General features: G+C 72.2%; 11 protein-coding genes. 4 read left to right on the plus strand and 7 right to left on the minus strand.

Features of this window, described 5'->3' with window-relative positions; all coding sequences use genetic code 11:
• Window positions 1-72 precede the first annotated feature (72 nt).
• Together ACWD0J_RS25205 and ACWD0J_RS25210 are read right to left on the minus strand one after the other, a co-directional pair.
• Complete coding sequence (locus tag ACWD0J_RS25205) at window positions 73-390, minus strand: hypothetical protein (protein ID WP_451498137.1); 318 nt, start codon at window positions 388-390, stop codon at window positions 73-75.
• A 179-nt stretch (window positions 391-569) separates the two neighbouring features.
• Window positions 570-2,756, minus strand: coding sequence for an ATP-dependent DNA helicase UvrD2 (locus ACWD0J_RS25210; RefSeq protein WP_451498094.1), 2,187 nt, complete (start codon window positions 2,754-2,756; stop codon window positions 570-572).
• Window positions 2,757-2,963: 207 nt separating this feature from the next.
• Between ACWD0J_RS25210 and ACWD0J_RS25215 the strand changes: the two genes are divergently transcribed.
• The gene (locus ACWD0J_RS25215) at window positions 2,964-3,206 is read left to right on the plus strand and encodes a mycoredoxin (RefSeq protein WP_451498095.1); all 243 of its coding nucleotides are present in this window, start codon (window positions 2,964-2,966) and stop codon (window positions 3,204-3,206) included.
• 90 nt (window positions 3,207-3,296) lie between these two features.
• On the opposite strand, the gene nudC is transcribed toward ACWD0J_RS25215, so the two are convergent.
• The 5 genes from nudC to ACWD0J_RS25240 all read right to left on the minus strand — a co-directional run bounded on the left by nudC (window position 3,297) and on the right by ACWD0J_RS25240 (window position 13,711).
• Window positions 3,297-4,241, minus strand: coding sequence for an NAD(+) diphosphatase (gene nudC, locus ACWD0J_RS25220; RefSeq protein ID WP_451498096.1), 945 nt, complete (start codon window positions 4,239-4,241; stop codon window positions 3,297-3,299).
• A gap of 153 nt (window positions 4,242-4,394) precedes the next feature.
• Window positions 4,395-5,807, minus strand: coding sequence for a dipeptidase (locus ACWD0J_RS25225; RefSeq protein ID WP_451498097.1), 1,413 nt, complete (start codon window positions 5,805-5,807; stop codon window positions 4,395-4,397).
• Window positions 5,808-5,817: 10 nt separating this feature from the next.
• Window positions 5,818-9,405 (minus strand): ATP-dependent helicase, encoded by a 3,588-nt coding sequence (locus tag ACWD0J_RS25230; protein WP_451498098.1) that lies wholly within the window; start codon window positions 9,403-9,405, stop codon window positions 5,818-5,820.
• Between the two features lie 119 nt (window positions 9,406-9,524).
• Entirely contained in the window at window positions 9,525-13,013 is a 3,489-nt protein-coding gene (locus tag ACWD0J_RS25235; protein ID WP_451498099.1) for a UvrD-helicase domain-containing protein, read from the minus strand.
• Between the two features lie 311 nt (window positions 13,014-13,324).
• Window positions 13,325-13,711: an MGMT family protein gene (locus tag ACWD0J_RS25240; RefSeq protein WP_451498100.1), complete on the minus strand. Its 387-nt coding sequence runs from the start codon at window positions 13,709-13,711 to the stop codon at window positions 13,325-13,327.
• Between the two features lie 187 nt (window positions 13,712-13,898).
• Here ACWD0J_RS25240 and ACWD0J_RS25245 point away from each other — a divergent pair, with 187 nt between their 5' ends.
• From ACWD0J_RS25245 to ACWD0J_RS25255, 3 genes are all read left to right on the plus strand, one after another.
• Window positions 13,899-16,640 carry a lysylphosphatidylglycerol synthase domain-containing protein gene (locus ACWD0J_RS25245; RefSeq protein WP_451498101.1) on the plus strand — a complete coding sequence of 914 codons (2,742 nt, stop codon included), beginning with the start codon at window positions 13,899-13,901 and terminating at the stop codon, window positions 16,638-16,640.
• Between the two features lie 65 nt (window positions 16,641-16,705).
• On the plus strand, window positions 16,706-18,250 hold the full coding sequence (locus tag ACWD0J_RS25250) for an alpha/beta fold hydrolase (RefSeq protein WP_451498102.1): 1,545 nt from the start codon (window positions 16,706-16,708) through the stop codon (window positions 18,248-18,250).
• A 151-nt stretch (window positions 18,251-18,401) separates the two neighbouring features.
• Window positions 18,402-19,943: an alpha/beta hydrolase gene (locus tag ACWD0J_RS25255; protein ID WP_451498103.1), complete on the plus strand. Its 1,542-nt coding sequence runs from the start codon at window positions 18,402-18,404 to the stop codon at window positions 19,941-19,943.
• Window positions 19,944-19,976: the final 33 nt, after the last annotated feature.

Here is a 19,976-nt window from a genome sequence, read left to right on the forward strand (position 1 = left end):
CGAGGACAAACAAATGGGCCGCGGATCCCGGATGGGGTTCCGCGGCCCTGAAGGCGCCGGCCTGATCGACGATCAGGCTGGATCACTCCAGGGTTCTGGCCCACGGAAGGCCCACATCAGGTGGTGCTGCGTCTGCTTCCGGCTACCGGCACCGGCCGCCGTAAAGGCATAGGCCTGCGCCTGTGCCGCTACTGCTCCCAGTGCCTTGGTCGCTCGCTCATTGCGCTCACGGACCGGAAGGCCCGTCGGGGACACGGAGGACGCCGGACGCACGGCAGCGATGCCGGGCAGACCGGTGCCCGGGTTCGAGGCGCCGAGCATGCACGTGGAGACGACCGAGCGATCGGTCACTTTGGCGGTGTTGACGGAGCTGCTGTTGATGATGGTGATCACTGGAATCGCCTCCTCTCGGCGTCTTGAGGGACTGGGTGCACCAGTCCGACGGATAGGTAAGTACAGCACGGAATCGGGGCCCCCGAGAAGGCCTCCGTCCCCGTGGCTAAGAACCTATGGGGATTGCCGGGGCATGCGCAAACTATTTTTTCGACGAGTTCGCGTCAGGCCCCAAGTTATTCTCCCGTGCACTCCTGACCTGCGCAGATGGCGAGAACATCGGCTCCGTAGCGGTTGAGCTTGCGCATGCCGACCCCGGGGATCCGCGTCAGCTCCGCCTCGTCGTCGGGGGCGGCCTCGGCGATCGCCATCAGCGTCTTGTCGGTGAAGACACAGAAGGCCGGCTGTCCGCTGCGCTGCGCCTGGACCGCACGCCACTCCCGAAGTCGCTCGTAGAGGCCCTCGTCCATGTCGGACGGGCAGTCCTCGCAGCGCATCAGCTTCATCTCGCCCGCGTCGGTGAGCGTGCGCCCGCACACCCGGCAGCGGGCCGGCGAGCGCGGCCTCCGTCGCGGGGCGACACCCGGTCTGCTGGTGAAGCCGCGCTCGACGCCTCCAGGACCGCTCGCCGCGGCCCGGCCCGCGGCGGCGGAGCCGGAGCCGGGGCGCAGCCCGTCGAGGAAGCGGCTGGGGCGGCGGTTGGCACGGCCGCCGGGTGAGCGGGAGAGCGCCCAGGAGACGTGGAGGCGTTCCCGGGCGCGGGTGACTCCGACGTAGAGGAGCCGGCGCTCCTCCTCGATCTGCTCGTCGGTCTTTGCGTAGGTGATCGGCATCATGCCCTCGGCGACGCCGACCAGGAAGACGACGTCCCACTCCAGGCCCTTGGCGGAGTGCAGGGAGGCGAGGGTGACGCCCTCCACGGTCGGGGCGTGCTGGGCACCCGCCCGCTCGTCGAGTTCGGCCACCAGGTCGCTCAGCGTGGCGCCGGGTCTGGCGGCCGTGAAGTCCTGCGCCAGGTTCACGAGGGCCGCCAGGGACTCCCAGCGCTCTCTGACGGCTCCGGAGCCGGCCGGGGGCTCGGTGGTCCAGCCCTCGCCCGAGAGCACGGCCCGCACCTGGGAGGGCAGGTCGACCGCGTCGTCCAGGAGGGAGTCGTTGCCGCCGAAGCGGGCCGCGCCGCGCAGGGCGATGCCCGCCTTGCGGACCTCGGGACGGTCGAAGAACCGCTCGGCACCCCGCAGCTGGTAGGGGACTCCGGCATCGGCGAGGGCCTGCTCGTAGGTCTCGGACTGGGAGTTGGTGCGGAACAGGATGGCGATCTCGCTGGCCCGGACGCCGGAGTCCATGAGTTCGCGGATGCGGCGCGCCGCGCCCTCGGCCTCGGCGGGCTCGTCGGTGTACTCGGCGTAGACGGGTTCGGGACCCGGGGCGCGCTGGGAGATCAGCTCCAGCCGGTGGTCGGCGGCTCGGCCGCGGGCCTGGGCGAGCAGGCCGTTGGCGAGGTGGACGACCTGGGGCGTGGAGCGGTAGTCGCGGACCAGCTTGACGACCGTGGCACCGGGGTGGCGGGTGCGGAAGTCGAGCAGATGGTCGGGGGTTGCTCCCGTGAACGAATAGATCGTCTGGCTGGCGTCTCCGACCACGCACAGGTTGTCCCGGTCGCCCAGCCACAGCTCCAGCAGGCGCTGCTGGAGGGGGCTGACGTCCTGGTACTCGTCGACCACGAAGTGCTGGTACTGGGAGCGGACCTGGTCGGCGATGTCGTGGCGGTCCTGGAGGATGGCGACGGTCAGCAGCAGGACGTCCTCGAAGTCGATGACCGCGCGGTCCCGCTTGAGGTCCTCGTAGGCGGAGTACAACTGGGCGATCTCGGCCGGATCGCGGGGGGTCTCACGGCCGGCCTTGGCGGCGGCGAGCGGGTAGTCGGCGGGGACGGTCTGGGTGACCTTGGACCATTCGATCTCGCCGGTGACGTCCCGGAGCTCGCCCCGGTCGAGGCGGACGCGGCAGGCGGCGGCCGCGTCGGCGACGAGCTGGATCTTGCGGTCGACGAGCCGGGGCATGGAGCCGCCGATCGCTTTCGGCCAGAAGTACTGGAGCTGACGCAGGGCCGCGGAGTGGAAGGTGCGGGCCTGGACGCCGCCCGCGCCGAGCTGCCGGAGCCGGCCGCGCATCTCCCCGGCGGCCCGGTTGGTGAAGGTGACGGCCAGCACGGTGGACGGCTGGAGGATGCCCGCCCGCACGCCGTAGGCGATGCGGTGGGTGATCGCCCGTGTCTTGCCCGTGCCGGCGCCCGCCAGCACGCACACCGGACCGTGCAGGGCGGTGGCCACTGCGCGCTGCTCGGGGTCGAGCCCGTCGAGCACCGCGTCGGCCGAGTCCGGTGTCTGCGGGAAGAGGGGGGAGTGCGTTGCTGCTGTCACACAGCCATGCTGCCAGGTCGCCGGAGACACGTGAGCCGGTTGTCCACAGGCAGGCACCCTTAGTCGTACTAATGCGGCAGGCGTCACGTCGGACCGTGCGGCGGGCGTCACTCCTGGTCGACCGGGCGGACGGGAATGGTGGCCCTTTCACGTACGTTCCATGACTGCGAGCACGCACCCCCGAGCCGCCGAAGGAGCACGAGAGACATGCCGGGCACTGTGACGATGTACAGCACCACGTGGTGCGGATACTGCCGTCGGCTGAAGAGCCAGATGGACCGCGAAGGCATCGCGTACGACGAGATCAACATCGAGCACGACCCGGAGTCCGCCGCGTTCGTCGAGAAGGCGAATGGCGGAAACCAGACGGTTCCGACCGTGCTGTTCCCGGACGGTTCGACCCTCACGAACCCTTCGCTGGCCCAGGTCAAGCAGAAGATCGGCGCGTAACCGCTCCCGATGCGTGAGCAGGGCGGTCCCTGAGGATGCCTCAGGGACCGCCCTGCTGTGGTCCGGGCCGCATCGGGACGTGGCCGTGCCTCAGACGAAGGTTCGTGTCGGCAGCGGCTTGCCGTACCAGAGCTCGATCAGGCGGGCCGCGATGGAGATGCCGTACGGCGGGAGCACCTCGCCGGAGTCGAAGGCGGCGCCCAGTTCGTCGCGGGAGAACCAGCGGGCCTCGTGGATCTCGTCGCCGTCGACGTTGATGTCGGTCGAGGTGGCGCGGGCCATGAAGCCCAGCATGAGGCTGGACGGGAAGGGCCACGGCTGGCTGGCGACGTACTCGACCTGGCCGACGGTGACGCCGGCCTCCTCGAACACCTCGCGGCGCACCGACTGCTCGATGGACTCCCCGGGCTCGACGAAGCCGGCGAGCGTCGAGAAACGGCCTTCGGGCCAGTGGACCTGGCGGCCCAGCAGGATCCGGTCGTCCTCGTCGGTGACGGCCATGATCACGGCCGGGTCGGTACGCGGGTAGTGCTCGGCACCGCAGGCCTGGCAGCGGCGGATGTGACCGGCCGCCGCGATGACCGTGCGCTCGCCGCAGCGGGAGCAGAAGCGGTGGGTGCGCTGCCAGTTCTCCAGGCCGACGGCGTGCACCATCAGGCCGGCTTCGCGCGGCGACAGGAGCAGACCGGCCTCCCGCAGGCCCGCGGGGCGCGCGGACTGGTCGATCCGGCCGGGGAGGGCGTCCTTCTGGAGGGCGAAGTAGCGCACGCCGTCCTCGTCGATGCCGAGGAAGTAGCGGTGCGCTTCGGTGAGGGGGGCCTCGAACGCCGGGGTCATGAGGAGTTCGGTGCGGCCGTCCGCCGTCTCGTCGATGAGGACCTGGCCGCCGGAGACCACGAAGCAGCGGGTGGTGGGGTGGCTCCACGCCGCCGCGAGCCAGGCCTCGTCGAGCCGGTGGTGGGCGGCGCGGTCGATGCCGCTCGGGGCGGTGAGCGAGATGGGGCGGTCGGCGGTGTGGTCGGTCCAGGTGGTCACGGGTGCTTCCAACTCCCCCGATGGAAAGGGTGTTTCGCGGGCGGTTCAGCGGGACGGCGGCGGAGGCGACCGGGTCCGGCGGGTGCGGCGGTCATGGGACAGCTCTTCCAGTGTGCCCCGCCCGCCCTGCCGATCCGGACGGTACCTGGACGATCAGGGCGCATGGCGCCAGTGCTCCGCGAGATCGCCCCACAGGTACGCGGTGGTCTCGACGCCCTTGAGGAGCAGATCGAGCTCGGCCTTCTCGTTCGGGGCGTGCCAGCCGTCGGACGGGACGGAGACGCCGAGGAAGAGCACGGGTGCGCCGAGGACCTCCTGAAGGTCGGCGGCCGGTCCCGAGCCGCCCTCCCGGGTGAAGCGGACGGGCTGCTCGAAGGCGCGGCCCATGGCACGGACGACGGACTGCAGGGCCGGGTGGTCGAGCGGTGTCAGGCACGGGCGGGTGGCCGCGAGGAAGGTGATCTCGCTGCGGATCCCGGCGGGCACCCGCTCTTCGGCCCAGGCGCGGACGATCTTCTCGATGTGGTCGGGGTCCTGTCCGGCGACCAGCCGGAAGGACAGCTTCACCATCGCCGAGGACGGGATGATCGTCTTGCTGCCCGGGCCCTGGTACCCGCCGCCGATGCCGTTGACCTCGGCGGTGGGGCGGGCCCAGACGCGCTCCAGGGTGGTGTGCCCGGCCTCGCCGTGGGTGGCGTGCGACTTGGCCGCGCGCAGCCACTGCCGCTCGTCGAAGGGCAGCTCGGCGAAGAGTTCGCGTTCGCGGTCGGTGAGTTCGACGATGCCGTCGTAGAAGCCGGGGACCGCCACGCGCGCGTGCTCGTCGTGCAGCGCGGCGACCAGGCGGGCGGCGGCCACGGCCGGGTTGGGGACGGCGCCGCCGAAGGAGCCGGAGTGGATGTCCTGGTCGGGGCCGTGCAACCGGATCTCGCACTCGGCGAGGCCGCGCATGCCGGTGCACACCGTGGGGGTGTCCTCGGACCACATGCCGGTGTCGGAGACGATCACGGCGTCGGCGGCCAGCCGGTCCGCGTGCTGCTCCACCAGGGCCCGGAAGTGCGGGGAGCCGGACTCCTCCTCACCCTCGACCAGGAGCTTCAGGTGGACGGCGGGGGCGGTGCGGCCGGTGGCGGCGAGGTGGGCTCGGACACCGAGTGTGTGGAAGAACACCTGGCCCTTGTCGTCGGCCGCCCCGCGCGCGTAGAGGCGGCCGTCCCGGACGACGGGCTCGAAGGGCTCGCTGTCCCAGCCGTCCTCGCGGGCGGCGGGCTGCACGTCGTGGTGGCCGTAGACCAGGACCGTGGGCGCGTCCGGCTCGGCGGCGGGCCACTGCGCGAAGACGGCCGGGGCGCCCGGCGTCTCCCACACCTCGGCGGTCGGGAAGCCGGTCTCCTTGAGCTTGGCGGCGAGCCAGTCGGCGCTGCGGCGTACGTCGGGCGCGTGGTCGGGCTGGGCCGACACGGAGGGGATGCGCAGCCACTCGACCAGGTCGTCGAGGAAGGCGGCGCGGTGCTGCTCGATGTACGTACGGACAGCGCTGACGGCACTGTCAACGGGCTGGCTCATGGTCACGAGCCTATCGGCCCCCGGTGACATCCCCGTCGTGCGGTTTCTCACCCTCCGGCTCCCCCACCAGGAGCCGCTCCAGTTCCGCGCGGCCCGGCAGCCCGTCCGGCCGGACGACCTCTCCGCCGCGCACGTACACGAACGCGGCCGTGACCGACTCCAGGGGAACGCCCTGCTGCTCGGCCCAGGCGAGCCGGTACACCGCGAGCTGGAGCGGGTCGGCGGTGCGGGTGCGGCCGGTCTTCCAGTCGACGATCTCGTACGTCGTTTCCGACCCGTCGCCCACCTTGTAGACGGCGTCGATACGGCCCCGGACCACGCGGCCGGCGAGCGCGAGCTGGAAGGGGGCCTCGACGCGGTGGGGGGTGCGCTGGGCGTACTCGGTGCGCTCGAAGGCCTCCTTGAGGGCTTCGAGGTCGCGTTCGTCGGCGATCTCGGCCTCGCTTCCGGGCAGTTCCTCCGGCTCCAGCATGGGCAGTGTGAGCTCTTCGAAGCGGGACTCGACCCAGGCGTGGAAGCGGGTGCCGCGGCGAGCGGCGGGCTGTGGCCGGCTCGGCATGGGACGGGCCAGCTCCTGGGCGAAGCCGTCCGGGTCGGCGGCCAGGCGCAGCAGCTGGGAGGCGGTGAGCGAGGCGGGCAGGGGGACGTCGGTGACGCTCCGCCGGGCGCGCAGGAGCTCGCCGGTGAGGGCGTCGAGGTCGCGGTCCCAGGAGGCGATGGTGCGGGCCTCCTCAAGGGTGAGGGGCGCGCTCGCCGGTTCCGCGGGGTGAGGGCGGGCGGGTTCCGTGCCGGAGTGCTCCGCGGGCGCCGCCTGGTGCGGGACGGTCGGGCGGGCCGCGCTCCAGGAGTCCCAGTCGGCCGGGTCCTCGTCGGCGAAGGGGTCCTCCCCGGCGGAAGGGGCCTCTTCGTAGGAGCCCTCTTTGTAGGAGTCCTCTTTGTAGGAGTCCTCTTTGTATTCGTAGGGGTCCTCTTTGTAGGAGTCCTCTTCATAGGGGTCGCCGCCGGGAGCCGCGTCGTCGTCCGGGGGGACGGGCCAGTCCGGGTCGTCGTGGCGGTCGGGGTCGTGTGCGGCCGAGGGATGGGCGTCCGTGTGAGAGGCGAGGGCCTCCAGGTGGGCCAGGACCGTCTCGGCGGCCGCCCGGCGCCGGGCCATGGCCGCTTCGTCCAGGGGCAGGGGCCACACCTGGTCGGCGGACTCCTGGTGCAGGACGGGGTTCTCCTCGTCCTCGGCGGGCTCCTCGGCCCAGACGTCGATCTCGCCGTGCCCGGCCTCGCAGTGCTCGTACAGGGCGTGCAGGAAGCCGGAGGGACCGCGCGGCTTCTTCTGGCTGGGGCCCCACCAGTGCCCGGAGCCGAGGAGGAGGGAGCGGGGCCGGGTGAAGGTGACGTAGCCGAGGCGGAGCTCCTCGGTGTGCTGGTGCTCCTTCATGGCCTCCTGGAAGGCTTTCAGGCCCCGGGAGTCCCAGGAGGCGACGTCGGGGAGGGTGTCGGCGTCGCCGCGCAGTTCGTGCGGCAGCACCTTTCCCTGCGAGGTCCACTTCTCGCGGCCCTGGGTGCTGGGGAAGGTACCGGTGACCAGGCCGGGGACGGCCACGACGTCCCACTCCAGACCTTTGGACTTGTGCGCGGTGAGCACCTTGACGGTGTTCTCGCCGCCGGGCAGGGCGTTGTCGAGGCCCTTCTCGTACTGGGCGGCTGTGCGCAGGAAGCCGAGGAAGGCCAGCAGGGTCGCCTCGTTGTCGCCGGCGGCGAACGAGGCGGCGACGTCCAGGAAGTTGGACAGGGTCTCGCGGCGGCGGGCGGCCAGGGCGTGCGGGGACGCGGAGAGTTCCACTTCCAGTCCGGTGACGGCGAGGACGCGGTGCAGGACGTCCATCAGGGGGTCGGCCAGGGAGCGGCGCAGGTCGCGCAATTCGGTGGCCAGGCGCGCGAACCGCACGCGCGCGTCCGGGGAGAAGGGCAGCCCGTCGTCGTCCCCGTGGCCGTCGAGCGGGCTCTCCAGGAACGTGTCGAGGGCGTCCGCGAGCGAGATCACCTCGGACGGGTCGACCCCCTCGACGGCCTCGGCGAGCCGGCGGTCCGGATCGTCGTCGCCGTCCACGCGCGCGTGGGACACCAGGAGCCGGGCGCGCCGCCCCAGGAGGGCGAGGTCGCGCGGGCCGATGCGCCAGCGCGGGCCGGTCAGCAGACGGACCAGGGAGGCGTTGGCGCCAGGGTCCTGGAGGACCTCGCAGACGGCGACCAGGTCGGCGATCTCCGGCAGGTGCAGCAGCCCGGACAGGCCGACGACCTCGACGGGGACGTCCCGGGCGACGAGCGCGCCCTGGATCTCGGCGAAGTCGGTGGCCGTCCGGCACAGGACGGCGATCTCGCCGGGAGCCTTGCCCGTGTGCACGAGGTGGGCGATGGAGTCGGCGATCCAGTCGATCTCCTCGGCGTGGGTGGGCAGCAGGGCGCAGCGCACCAGGCCGTCCCGTTCGGCGCCGGGAGCCGGGCGCAGGGCCTGCACGCCCGCGTGCATGGCGCGCAGGGGCTCGGCAAGGCCGTTGGCGAGGTCGAGCAGGCGACCGCCGCTACGGCGGTTCTCGCTCAGTGCCTGACGGGTCGCGGGGCTGCCGTCGGCGTGCGCGAAGTGCTCGGGGAAGTCGTCGAGGTTGGCGACGGAGGCACCGCGCCAGCCGTAGATGGCCTGGCAGGGGTCACCGACGGCGGTGACGGGGTGCCCGGTGCCGCCGCCGAACAGGCCCGCGAGCAGGATGCGCTGGGCGACGGAGGTGTCCTGGTACTCGTCGAGGAGCACCACGCGGAACTCGTCGCGCAGGATGCGGCCCACGTCGGGGTTCTGGGCGAGCCGGGCGGACAGGGCGATCTGGTCGCCGAAGTCGAGCAGGTCGCGTTCTCGTTTGGCGGCGCGGTAGCGGACCACCAGGTCGGCCAGTTCACGGCGGGCGGCGGCCGTCTCGGGGACCTTGCGCAGATCCGCGTTGGTGAGCTTGGCCCCCTCCAGTGTGCGCAGCAGCTCGGCGTCGTACGCGCGCAGGTCCTCGGGCCGTACGAGGTGTTCGGCGAGCTCGGCGTCGAGGCCGAGGAGGTCGCTGACGAGGTCGGCGAAGGAGCGGGTGAGCGCCGGGTAGGGGCCAGGGGCTTCGCGCAGCACGCGCGCGGCGAGCTGGAAGCGGGTGGCGTCGGCGAGCAGGCGGGAGGTCGGCTCCAGCCCGATACGCAGGCCGTGGTCGGTCAGCAGACGGCCCGCGAAGGCGTGGTACGTCGAGATCACCGGCTCGCCCGGCGGGTTGTCCGGGTCGATGACGTCGGGGTCGGTGACACCTGCCTTGACCAGGGCCTTGCGGACGCGTTCGGCGAGTTCGCCGGCGGCCTTGTTGGTGAAGGTGAGCCCGAGCACCTGCTCGGGAGCGACCTGGCCGGTGCCGACCAGCCACACCACACGGGCCGCCATCACCGTGGTCTTGCCGGAACCCGCTCCGGCCACGATCACCTGCGGGGCGGGCGGCGCGGTGATGCAGACCGTCTGCTCCGGGGTGAACGGGATACCGAGGAGCTCCTTGAGCTGATCGGGGTCGGTGATACGCGCGGGCATGTCCGAGAGGCTAGCGGCGGCCACTGACAGCAGAGGCCACATTGCCCCCGGAGTCAGGAGAAGCGCAGCTCAGCACATGTGGTGCGGTCGATCACACCGAGCCCGGAGAGTTCCGTGCGTCACTCGATCACGTGCCGTCCCTCGGATCGCGCGCTGCACGACGCCCGGAACGCGCAGTGGGTGCAGTGCTGGCCCGCGCTCGGGGTGAACCGTTCGTCGAGGACCTTGCCGGCCGCCGTGGCCAGCAGGTCGCCCACCCACTCCCCCTTCAGCGGCTCCTGGGCCTGCACCTTAGGCAGGGTCTCGCCGCCGTCCCGTTTCGCGGCGCCCTGACGCAGCTGCACGAGCTCCGCGCCGCCCGGTTCGGGGCGCACACCGTCGAAGGCCTCGTCGACGGCGCCCTCGCGGACGGCGAGCTGGTAGACGGCGAGCTGGGGGTGGTGTGCCACCTCCTTGGCGCTGGGCGCCTGCTTGCCGGTCTTGAAGTCGACGACGTAGGCGCGGCCTTCACCGTCGGCCTCCACCCGGTCCATCTGGCCGCGGATGCGCACCTCGTAGTCGCCCGCTTCGAGGGTGACGTCGAAGTCGTGCTCGCTGGCCACCGGTGTCCGCCCGGTGCGGTCCATGACGTGCCACTTCAGGAAGCGTTCCAGCGCCACGCGCGCGTTGGCCTTCTCCTGCTCCGACTTCCACGGCGCGTCGAAGGCGAGCGCGTTCCACACGGAGTCGAGGCGTTCCATGAGGACGTCGAGGTCGGCCGGGGTGTGCCCGGACGCGACTTCGTCGGCGAGGACGTGCACCACGTTGCCGAAGCCCTGGGCGACCGTCGAGGGTGCGTCGGCCTTCACCTCCCGGCCCAGGAACCACTGGAGGGTGCAGGTGTTGGCGAGCTGGTCCAAGGCGCTGCCGGAGAGCACCACGGGCTGGTCCCGGTCGCGCAGCGGCACCTTGCTCTCGGTCGGCTCGAACATGCCCCACCACCGGTAGGGGTGGGCGGACGGCACCAGGGGCCGGCCGTCCTCGTCCGCGAGCGCGGCGAGCCGGGCCAGCCGGCGGGCGGCGGCCTCCCGGAGAGTGCCGGACACGCGTGGGTCGACCGTTGTTGCGCGCAGTTCGGCGACGAGGGCGGCGACGGACAGCGGGCGGCGCGGACGGCCCGTGACGTCCCTGGGTTCGACGCCGAGTTCGGTGAGGAAGCGGGAGGGCTGGTCGCCGTCGTCCGCGGGCGCCTTGACCGCCGTGACGACCAGCCGCTCCCGCGCGCGCGTTGCGGCCACGTAGAACAGGCGGCGCTCCTCGGCGAGCAGCGCTCCCGGGGTGAGCGGTTCGGCCAGGCCGTCGCGGCCGATCCGGTCGGCCTCCAGGAGGGAGCCACGGCGGCGCAGGTCCGGCCAGAGGCCCTCCTGGACGCCCGTGACGACGACCAGGCGCCACTCCAGTCCCTTGGAGCGGTGCGCGGTCATCAGGCGGACGGCATCGGGGCGTACGGCACGCCGGGTGAGCGTGTCGGCGGCGATGTCCTCGGCCTCGATCTCCTCCAGGAAGTTCAGGGCGCCCCGGCCGCCGGTGCGCTCCTCCGCGCGGGAGGCGGTGGCGAACAGCGCGCAGATGGCGTCCAGGTCGCGGTCGGCGTTGCGGCCGGCCGCGCCGCCGCGCCGGGCAGCCCGTTCCAGGCGCGTGGGCCACGGCGTGCCCTCCCACAGGTCCCACAGCGCCTCCTCGGCCGTTCCGCCGCCCGCGAGGCGCTCCCGGGCTTTCCTGAGCAGCGCGCCGAGACGCTGGGCGCCCCGCGCGTACGCGGGGTCGTGCACGGCCAGCCGCTCCGGCTCGGCCAGTGCCCGCGCCAGCAGCTCGTCCGACGGCGGCGGCAGGGCGTTGCCCGCGGCCCGCTCCTCGTCGCGCAGGGCCCGTCCCAGGCGGCGCAGGTCGGCGGCGTCCATGCCGCCGAGCGGGGAGGCGAGCAGCGTCAGGGCGGTCTCGGTGGCGAGCCAGCAGGCGGTCGGCTGCGGCTCCGCGGATACGGGTCGCGGATCACCGGAGTCAGGTCGCGGCCCGTCCGGAGCCGTCCGTGAACCCCCGGCAGCCGGCTCAGGCGCTTGGGAGGTGTCGTCCCCCTCGCTCCGTGTCTCACCGGCAGCCCCCTTGGCACCCCCTTCGGAAGGCTCCCCTTCGGAATGCTCCGCTTCGGACGGCTCCGCATCGGTAGGTTCCGTCACCTCCGCCGTGGCCACCGCGCGCAGGGCCGTCAGCAACGGTGACACCGCCGGTTCGTGCCGCAGGGGCAGGTCGTCGCCGTCGATGTCGAGCGGCACCCCGGCGGAGGTGAGTGCGCGGCGGACCGTCGGGAGGGTGCGGGCTCCGGCGCGCACCAGGACGGCCATCTCGCTCCAGGGGACGCCGTCCTCCAGGTGCGCCCTGCGGAGGATGTCGGCGACGTTGTCCAGCTCGGTGCCGGGTGTCGGGTACGTGTAGACCTCGACGCGGCCCCCGTCCCGCACCGGGGCGAGTTCCCGGTGGGCCCGCACCTTGTCGGACGGGAGGCGGGTCAGCGGCATGCGCTGGGTCAGCAGCCGGGTGGCGGCCAGCAGGGCGGCACCGGAGCGACGGGAGGTGCGCAGGACCTCCACGGGTGCGGGCCGGCCGTCCGCGCGCGGGAAGTCCCGCGGGAATTCCAGGATGCCGTTCACGTCGGCGCCCCGGAAGGCGTAGATCGACTGGTCGGGGTCGCCGAAGGCGACGAGAGTGCGGCCGCCGCCGGCGAGGGCGTGCAGCAGCCGCACCTGTGCCGGGTCGGTGTCCTGGTACTCGTCGACGAAGACGGCGTCGTACTGGGCGGCGAGCCGTGCGGCGACCTCGGGGCGGCGGGCGAGGAGGACCGCGCGGTGGACCAGTTCGGCGTAGTCGAGCACACCCTGGAGGTCGAGGACGTCGAGGTACTCGGCGAGGAAGGCGGCGGCGGCGCGCCAGTCGGGGCGGCCGATGCGGCGGGCGAAGGCGTCCAGGGTGCCGGGGCCCAGGCCCAGTTCGCGGCTGCGGGCGAGGACCGCGCGGACCTCGTCGGCGAAGCCTCGGGTGGTCAGGCAGGCACGCAGCTCGTCCGGCCAGCGCACGTGTGCGAGGCCGAGCCGCTCCAGGTCGGGCTGGCCCGCGAGCAGCTCACGGACCGCGACGTCCTGCTCGGGGCCGGACAGCAGGCGCAGCGGCTCGACGAACAGGTCGACGTCCTGGTGGGCGCGGACCAGGGCGTAGCAGAACGAGTGGAAGGTGGTCGCCTGCGGGGCGCGGGCGGCTCCTATCCGCAGCGCCATGCGGTCACGCAGCTCGACGGCCGCCTTGCGGCTGAACGTCAGCACCAGCACGCGCGCGGGGTCCCCTCCCCGGGCGATCCTGGCCGCCACCGACTCGACCAGCGTGGTGGTCTTGCCGGTGCCCGGACCTGCGAGGACGAGCAGCGGGCCGGTCCGGTGGTCAACCACGGAGCGCTGCGCGGCGTCAAGACGAGGGGGGTCCACCCGGGCCGCCGGGGTACGTACCAGTCGGTAAGCGCCACGGTTCCCCTGTCGCACCGGGGTGTGCGACAGGCGCCTGGTGGAGGAAGAGGAGCTCACGTGGTTCGCCGGTCCTGGTGGGTGTGCGGTTGGTCACTGCCGGCGCTGAGCGCCGTCGTCGGGGGGTGGTGGTCGGTCGACGGATGGGCGGACCACCGCGCGGGGAGGGCGGTGGCCGAGGGATGAGGGCGACGCGCGCAGCCGACGGTACGCCGACGCGGGGTGCGGAAGCAGGGCTTCCCCTTCTTCCGTCACGACCCTCACGGCACGTACGCCCCTCGCCCCATGAACGTACGGCATGCGGCGGACGTGCCCCGTTTCCCCCGTACGGACGTCGGGGTGCCCCTGGGCCGGTCCGATGGCGGAAGCTGTCAGGTGTGACCTTCCGCGCGTTCGCCGCCGTCCCATCGCGCCCGTCTCATGTCGATGCGGGGCAGATGTCCTTCGGTGGCTCTGCTCGCGTCCTTCAGGGGGGTGCCCTCCGTGCGGTAGCGGCCGAGCGCCTCCAGTTCGTGGCCCGGGAGCAGGACGCCGTCCGCGCGGACGACCCGCCACCACGGGACGGCCCCTCCGTAGAGGGCCATGACGCGTCCGACCTGACGCGGCCCGCCCTCCTCCAGCCACTCGGCGACGTCGCCGTAGGTCATCACGTGCCCGGGCGGGATCCGTTCGGCGACGTCGAGGACCCGCTCGGCGTACTCCGGCAGACCGTCCGCGTACTCCGCACGGACGTCGGCCGGAAGGCTCTCCTCGCTCATCCGCCCCATCCTGCCCCACCCCACCGACAACGTGACGCGCTCGTGACGGTCCGTATCCCTCGCTCCCGGGCGGCGCTTCCGGCAGACTGTGCGCCCCCGCGGGTGCACCCTGATACCACCGCGTGTCGGTGGGGCATGCCACCATCGTGCGGGCGGTGAGCCGGTGATACGAGACCAAGAAGAGGCGATGAAGCAGCAGGGCGTGCACCCCGAGGACGCGGAGAGCACCTCTGACGCCTCGTCGCGCCCGGGCACCGGCGAGGCGGACCCGAAGGACCCCGGGAAGAAGGCCACGGAGGGCTCCGACCTCGTCGTGGACGAGCCGGAGGACGTGCACGCCGACGAGGTCGAGGGCGACGAACCGCTCCTCCCCGCGCGCGTGCACCGGCCCTCCGACCTCATGCGGCTCCTGATCGGCGTCCTGGCCGTCGCCCTGCTGCTGGCGATCGCCGCGTTCGCGCACGGCACCACCTCGGGTCTCGAACAGGACATCAGCAAGGGCACCGGGCAGGCGCCCGACCTGCTCATCAAGATCGCGGGGCTGGCCTCCAGCATCGCGATCCTCCTGGTGCCGGTCGCGTTCGCGATCGAGCGGCTCATCAAACGCGACGGACTGCGCATCGCCGACGGCGTGCTCGCGGCGGTCCTCGCGCACGGGGTGACCCTCGCGACCGACCTGTGGGTCGCCGAAGCCGCTCCCGGCTCGATCCAGGAGGCGCTCACCCAGCCCTCCCCCGGGGACATCCACGCCCTCACCGACCCGGTGCACGGCTATCTGGCCCCGGTCATCGCCTACATGACCGCGGTCGGCATGTCCCGCCGACCGCGCTGGCGGGCCGTGCTGTGGATCGTGCTGATGCTCGACGCGTTCTCGATGCTCGTCACCGGCTACACGACACCGTTCTCGATCATCCTGACGGTGCTGATCGGCTGGACGGTGGCCTACGGGACGCTGTACGCGGTCGGCTCGCCCAACGTCCGTCCCACCGGCCGGACCTTGATGGCGGGCCTCAGGACCGTCGGCTTCCACCCGGTGAGCGCCGCCCGCGAGGAGGCACCGGACACCCCGGAGAACGGCGACCGCGGCCGGCGCTACTTCGTCACCCTGGAGGACGGCAGACCACTGGACGTGACGGTGGTCGACCGGGAGCAGCAGGCCCAGGGGTTCTTCTACCGTGCCTGGCGCAACCTGACCCTGCGCGGCTTCGCCACCCGCAGCAGCCTCCCGTCACTGCGGCAGGCGCTGGAGCAGGAGGCCCTGCTCGCGTACGCGGCCATCGCCGCCGGCGCCAACGCCCCCAAACTGATCGCGACCTCGGAACTGGGCCCCGACGCGGTGATACTCGTCTACGAGCACACCGGCGGACGCACCCTGGACTCGCTCCCGGACGAGGAGATCACCGACGAGCTGCTGCGCGACACCTGGCACCAGGTGCGCTCCCTGCAGTCCCGGCGCATCGCGCACCGCAGGCTGGTGGGCGACGCGATCCTGGTGGACCGTTCCGGCACGGTGATCCTCACCGACCTGCGCGTCGGCGAGATCGCGGCGGGCGATCTGCTGCTGCGCATGGACATCTCCCAGCTGCTGGTGACGCTCGGCCTGCGGGTGGGCGCCGAGCGGGCCGTGGCCGCCGCGCTGAGCGTGCTCGGCCCCGACGCGGTGGCCGACTGTCTGCCGATGCTCCAGCCCATCGCGCTGAGCCGCTCCACGCGCGCGACGCTGCGCAGACTGGCCCGGGAACGCGCCGAGCGGGAACGCGAGGCGGTCCTGGAGGCGTCCCGGCAGGCCAAGCAGATCCGTCCGGAGTCGGCGCTGCACGACACCAGGCCCGTACTCGAGAAGCCCGACAAGAAGGCCGTGCGGGCGGAGGCCAGGGCCGAGAAGCGGGCCATCGACGAGGCCGTGGAGGAGGCGCGCGAGGAGGATCTGCTCACTCAGATCCGCCACCAGGTGCTGCTGATCAGGCCGCAGGCGCCGGTGGAGCCCGCCCGGCTGGAGCGGGTGCGACCGCGCACGCTGATCAGTTTCATGGCCGGCGCGATCGGCGCGTACTTCCTGCTGACGCAGCTCACGCACATCGAGGTGGGCCCGCTCGTGGCCAACGCCGAGTGGGGCTGGGTCATCGCCGCGGTGCTGTTCTCCACGGCCAGCTACTTCGCGGCGGCCATGGCCCTGCTGGGCTTCGTGCCCGAGCGGGTGCCGTTCCTGCGCACCGTCGGGGCGCAGGTCGCCGGATCGTTCGTGAAGATCGTCGCGCCGGCCGCGGTGGGCGGTGTCGCGCTGAACACACGCTTCCTGCAGCGTGCGGGGGTGCGGCCGGGGCTCGCGGTGGCCAGTGTCGGCGCGTCGCAGCTGTTCGGGCTCGGCTGCCACATCCTGATGCTGCTGGCGTTCGGCTATCTGACCGGCACCGAGAAGACGCCGTCGCTGTCGCCGTCCCGGACGGTCATCGCCGGTCTGCTGACGGTCGCGGTGCTCGTGCTGGTCGTGACCTCGGTGCCGTTCCTGCGGAAGTTCGTCGCCACGCGCGTGAGGTCGCTCTTCGCGGGCGTCGTGCCGCGCATGCTCGACGTGCTCCAGCGGCCGCAGAAGCTGATCACCGGTATCGGCGGCATGCTGCTGCTGACGGCCTGCTTCGTGATGTGCCTGGACGCCTCGATCCGCGCGTTCGGCGACGAGACGACCTCGCTGAGCATCGCCGGCGTCGCCGTCGTCTTCCTCGCGGGCAACGCGCTGGGGTCCGCCGCGCCGACCCCCGGCGGTGTGGGCGCGGTGGAGGCGACGCTCACGGTCGGTCTGATCGCCATCGGCCTGCCCAAGGAGGTCGCCGCTCCGGCCGTACTGCTGTTCCGGCTGCTGACCCTGTGGCTGCCGGTGCTGCCGGGCTGGCTCGCCTTCAACCACCTGACACGCAAGGGCGCGCTGTAGCGCCGCGATACTCCTTACAGCCCGTGCCCCGAGCGTCCACCCGCAGACAGCTCCAGGATGGAACCATGCCGAACCCCTCCCGACCGCGTGTCGCCGCCCTGACCGCCGCCGTCCTGCTGTCGGCCTCCGTGCTGGCCGGCTGCGGTGCCGACGCGCAGGACGAGGACCTGCCGGCACAGAAACTGAGCTGGGAGGACTGCCCGGCGCCGTCCGCGGCCGAGGGCGGCGGTGACGCCCCGTCGCCCCTGCCGGACGGCGACACATGGCAGTGCGCCACCCTGAAGGCACCCCTCGACTGGGACAGGCCCAAGGGCGACACCATCGACCTCGCGCTGATCCGGGCGAAGGCGAGCGGTGCGGCGAACCGGCGCATCGGCTCGCTGGTCTTCAACTTCGGCGGCCCCGGCGGCTCGGGCGTCACCACCCTGCCCTCCTTCTCCGACGCCTACACGACCCTGCGCACCCGCTACGACCTGGTGAGCTTCGACCCGCGCGGGGTCGGCCGCAGCGCGCCCGTGGAGTGCGCGAACGACGCCCAGCTCGACGCGTACTTCCAGCAGGACGCCACCCCCGACGACGCCGCCGAGCGCACCGAACTGCTGGGGAACACCAAGGAGTTCAACGCGTCCTGCGAGGACAACTCCAAGAAGGTGCTGCCGCACGTGCGCACCACCGACGCGGCCCGCGACATGGACCTCATGCGCCAGGTCCTCGGCGACGACAAGCTGCACTACTTCGGCATCTCATACGGCACGGAACTCGGCGGTGTCTACGCCCACCTGTTCCCCGAGCACGTCGGCCGCGCTGTCTTCGACGCGGTCGTCGACCCGACGCAGAACCCCGAACAGGGCTCGCTCGGACAGGCCAAGGGCTTCCAGCTCGCCCTCGACAACTTCGCCGAGGACTGCGCGTCGAAGGGCGAGGACTGCCCGCTCGGTGACAGCGCGCAGGACGTCAAGGACCGCATCGCCAAGCTGCTCAAGGACCTGGACAGCAAGCCGGTCCCGGGTATCTCCCCGCGTGAACTGACCCAGACCGCGGCGACCAACGGCATCGCGCAGGCCCTGTACTCGAAGGACTTCTGGGAGTACCTCACCGAGGGGCTCGAACAAGCGTACGAAGGCAACGGGCAGACCCTGATGGCGCTGTCCGACGCGATGAACGGGCGCGGCCAGAACGGCGAGTACAGCAACATCACCGCGGCCAACATCTCCATCAACTGCGCCGACGACTCACCGCGCTACACCGCCGCGTACGTCGAGCGGAAGCTGCCCGAGTTCCGGGCCGCCTCGTCGGTGTTCGGCGACTTCCTGGCCTGGGGCATGGTCAGCTGCACCGACTGGGCGGTGCCCGGCACCGCCGACCACCCCGACGTCAGCGCGCCCGGATCCGCGCCGATCCTCGTCGTGGGCAACACCGGCGACCCGGCCACGCCGTACGAGGGCGCGCGAAAGATGGCGGCGGCGCTCGGCGAGGGCGTCGGTGTCGAGCTGACGTACAAGGGCCAGGGGCACGGGGCGTACGACAGCGGGAACACGTGTGTGCAGGACGCGGTGAACGACTATCTGCTGGAGGGGAAGGTACCGGCGGCCGGGACCGTCTGCGCCTGACCCAGGCAAGCCCTGACCTCGCACCCGATTTTCGATGAACAAGCAGGTCAGAACGTTATCCACAGGCTCCGGCGGGCTTCTCGCGATCCGCCTACTATGGCCGGACAGCCATCCGCGGCACAGAGCGGGAGGCCTGCGAGGGGGGACCGCGATGAGGCGATGCGCACGGTGGGCGGCTCTGGGTGCCGTTGCCGCACTGCTGGCGACGGGGTGCAGCGGCGGCTCGTCCGGTGACGACGGGAACGGCGGCGCCGGCGAGAAGAGCGACCGGCCGTCGGCCGGCTCGGCCGTCCGGCTGCCCTCCGCACTGACCTCGCAGAAGCTCGACTGGGGACGCTGCAAGGCCGGCGCCGATTCCTCCGCGCCGGGCAGCGACTGGCAGTGCGCGACCCTCAAGGCGCCGCTGGACTGGTCGAAGCCGGACGGCGAGACGATCGGGCTCGCGCTGATCCGCGCCAAGGCCCGCGGCGAGAACCGCATCGGCTCACTGTTGTTCAACTTCGGCGGTCCCGGCAGCTCCGGCGTGGCCACCATGCCGGCGTACGCCGACGTCGCCTCCCCGCTGCGCGAGCGGTACGACCTGGTCAGCTGGGATCCGCGTGGCGTCGCCGCCAGCGAGGGCGTCCGCTGCCGCAGCGACAAGGAGATCCAGGCCGCCGAGACGGTGGACATCACCCCGGACACCCCGGCGGAGGAGAACGCCTACTTCCGGGACGCGGCCGACTTCGGCAAGGGCTGCGAAGAGGACGCCGGGAAGCTCTTGGCGCACGTGTCGACCACCGACACCGCCCGCGACATGGACCTGATGCGGCAGGTCCTCGGCGACGGGAAGACGCACTACTTCGGCATCTCCTACGGCACCGAACTCGGCGGGGTGTACGCGCACCTCTTCCCACAGAACGTGGGACGGCTGGTCCTGGACGCGGTCGCCGACCCGAGCGCCGACACCGTGGGCCACGCCAAGAACCAGGCCCGGGGCTTCCAGCGGGCACTGGACGCCTACCTGACATCCACCGGCCAGGATCCCGGGCAGGGCTCGCGGAAGATCGCGGAACTGCTGAAGCGGCTCGACGCCGACCCGCTGCCGACGTCGTCGGGACGGAAGCTGACGCAGGCGCTCGCCTTCATCGGCATCGTCCTGCCGCTGTACAGCGAGGACAGCTGGCCGTCCCTGACCAGCGCACTGGCCACGGCGGAGCGGGGAGACGGTTCGGAGCTTCTGGCACTCGCCGACGACTACAACGAACGTGACCTGTCGGGGCACTACGGCACAGGGGCCCATTCACAACGGGCCATATCGTGCTTGGACGACAGGCAGCGGCTGACGTCCGAGGAGACGAAGAAGCTGCTGCCGGAGTTCGAGCGGATCTCGCCCGTGTTCGGAGCCTTCCTGGGCTGGGACACCGCCGGCTGGTGCCACGACTGGCCGGTGCCCGGACAGTACGGGACACCGCAGGTGAGCGCGCCCGGCGCGGCGCCGATCCTGGTGGTGGGTACCACGGGCGACCCGGCGACGCCGTACGAGGGGACTCGGAAGATGGCGGACGAGCTGGGCGAGGACGTCGGTGTGATGCTCACCTGGAAGGGCGAGGGACACGGTGCCTACGGCAGCGGCAGCGACTGCGTGGACTCCACGGTGAACGCGTATCTGCTGAGCGGCACGGTGCCAAGGGACGGCAAGGTCTGCACATGACGGCGGCGGGGGCTTCGGGCACCCGTGGTGTCC

It is taken from the genome of Streptomyces sp. NPDC003011 (assembly GCF_053591515.1).